The organism is Pseudomonas sp. Sample_9 (assembly GCF_004307535.1).
In the GTDB taxonomy this organism is placed as follows: domain Bacteria; phylum Pseudomonadota; class Gammaproteobacteria; order Pseudomonadales; family Pseudomonadaceae; genus Aquipseudomonas; species Aquipseudomonas mercuritolerans.
The window spans coordinates 1-1,935 of record NZ_RAZO01000384.1 but is presented as its reverse complement, the minus strand read 5'-3'; the positions used below and the strand labels follow the sequence as shown (position 1 = coordinate 1,935).

The window sequence follows — 1,935 nt, the reverse complement described above, 5'->3', positions numbered from 1 at the left end:
CGGTGCGTTGCGCCACGGTGGCTTCCAGCGAGGCGTTGGCTTCTTGCAGTTCGCGCTCCTTGCCGAGCAGTGATTGCGTCATCGCGTCGATGGACTGGCCGAGCTGGGCGATTTCCAGCACCGGGTGCTGGAGCTGGAACTGCGCGCCGGCCTGGTCGTTTTGCACCTGTTTGGCCGAGCGTGCAAGTTGTTCGATCGGCCGGCTCAGGTACAGCGCCAGATAGTAAGCCACCAGACCGAAAACGATGGCGGCGAATACGCCGAGGATCAGCAATTCGTATTGCAGCATCCGCGCCGGTTGCAGCGCAGTCTCCAATGGCTGGCGAATGGCGATCGACCACGACAGCGCCGTTCCCGATGGCGTCGGCACGGTGACCATGCTGGTCAGGTACCCGTTGGCCGCTGTCCAGCCCGGCAATACCGAATCGCCGATCGCCAGTTGTTGGCCCATCAGCGCTTCGGGGTAGAGCACCTTGCCATCGTGGTCGACGATCAGCGCCTGAATATCCGGCGCCGAGTTCTTGTGGGAAAACGCCGCCGACTCGACGATGCGAGTCACCCAACTCCAGTGCGCATGTGCACCCAGCACGCCGATCACCTGTCCTTCGGCATTGTGGATTGGCGCGGCAAAATCGATGAAGCGCAGCGGCTCGCCATTGGGCAGGCCCGGCAACAACTTGGCCAGCAACACCGCTTCGTGGGGATCACCGGTGTACTGGCGGCGCAGACCGATCTGGAACCAAGGGCGTTTCTGTACGGATTGGCCAACCAGCAGGTCATTGACGGCCTGGCGCACATTACCCTCGGCGTCGGTGACGCCCATCCACGCATATTCGGCGCGCGCCTGGGTGCGCAACTGCATCGACTTGAGGATGGCTGGATTGTCCAGATCACCACGCTCCAGATGCGGCGCGCGACTGAGCAGGTAGACCTCCAGTTGCCGTTCGCGCAATTGTTCGCCCAGTAAAGTCGCCGCCGCGCGCGCCGTGTTCAGCAAGGCGTTGCCGCTGGCCTGTTTCATCTGCTCGGTAGCAATATGACCGACATAAAAACCCACACTCAACAGCGTCAGCAGGGACAAGCCGCCGAACCACAGGGTGAGATGACTACGCAGACTGGCTTTGAACATGGGGGCGATGTCTGTCTTTATTTGAGTGGCGCCATGGTATGCGACATCGCCGATGACCGGCCAGCGAACCGGTTCATAGAAATGCAATAAGGCTGATACCAATGAGCCATCATTTTGGTTAAGATGCGCGCCGCCCGCGAGACGGATCCCGGGCGTTTCCCCATGGAGTTTTACTGTGAAATACCTCAGCAAAGTAGTCGCCGCCGCACTGTTCGGTGTGGTTCTGGCAGGTTGCACCGGCGCCCCGATGAAAACCGCACATTACGATAGCAACCAGTACACCGTGGTCGGCCACAGCGAAGCCTCGGCTACCGGCCTGCTGCTGTTTGGTGTTATCCCGATCCGCCAGAACAGCCGCTTCGTCCGCGCGCAAGATGCGGCCATCAAAGCCAAGGGCGGCGATGCGATGATCAACACGCAAGTTCAGGAAAACTGGTTCTGGGCCTGGGTCCTGACCGGCTACACCACCACTATCTCCGGTGATGTGGTCAAGCTGAAAACCGCGCAGTAAGCGACGGCTGAATGCAAAAAAGCCCGGCTGATCAGGCCGGGCTTTTTCATGGGTGCTGCGTACCAGCGATTGATTCATGCGACGCGACGTTCGAGCAGACGATCCGAACCACCTTCGGCAAGACGGCGTTCGATCAGTCGATCTGAACCGCCTTCAGCAACGCGGCGTTCGATCAGACGATCAGAGCCACCTTCAGCAACACGGCGTTCGATCAGACGATCAGAGCCACCTTCGGCAACGCGGCGTTCGAGCAGACGATCCGAACCACCTTCGGCAACACGGCGTTCGAGCAGAC

At 60.4% G+C, this 1,935-nt stretch carries 2 protein-coding genes and 1 pseudogene; 1 reads left to right on the top strand and 2 read right to left on the bottom strand.

The window, feature by feature from the left end; genetic code table 11:
• Nucleotides 1–1,129: cache domain-containing protein (locus tag D6877_RS22030; protein ID WP_130912102.1), on the bottom strand; the 1,129-nt coding region annotated here is incomplete at its 3' end.
• A gap of 175 nt (nucleotides 1,130–1,304) precedes the next feature.
• On the opposite strand from D6877_RS22030, the gene D6877_RS22025 reads away from it, so the two are divergent.
• Nucleotides 1,305–1,640, top strand: a complete 336-nt coding sequence (locus D6877_RS22025) for a hypothetical protein (RefSeq protein WP_101162605.1) — start codon at nucleotides 1,305–1,307, stop codon at nucleotides 1,638–1,640.
• A gap of 74 nt (nucleotides 1,641–1,714) precedes the next feature.
• Here the strand turns inward: D6877_RS22025 and D6877_RS22020 are convergent.
• Nucleotides 1,715–1,935: pseudogene (locus D6877_RS22020) on the bottom strand (phage infection protein); the annotation flags it as partial.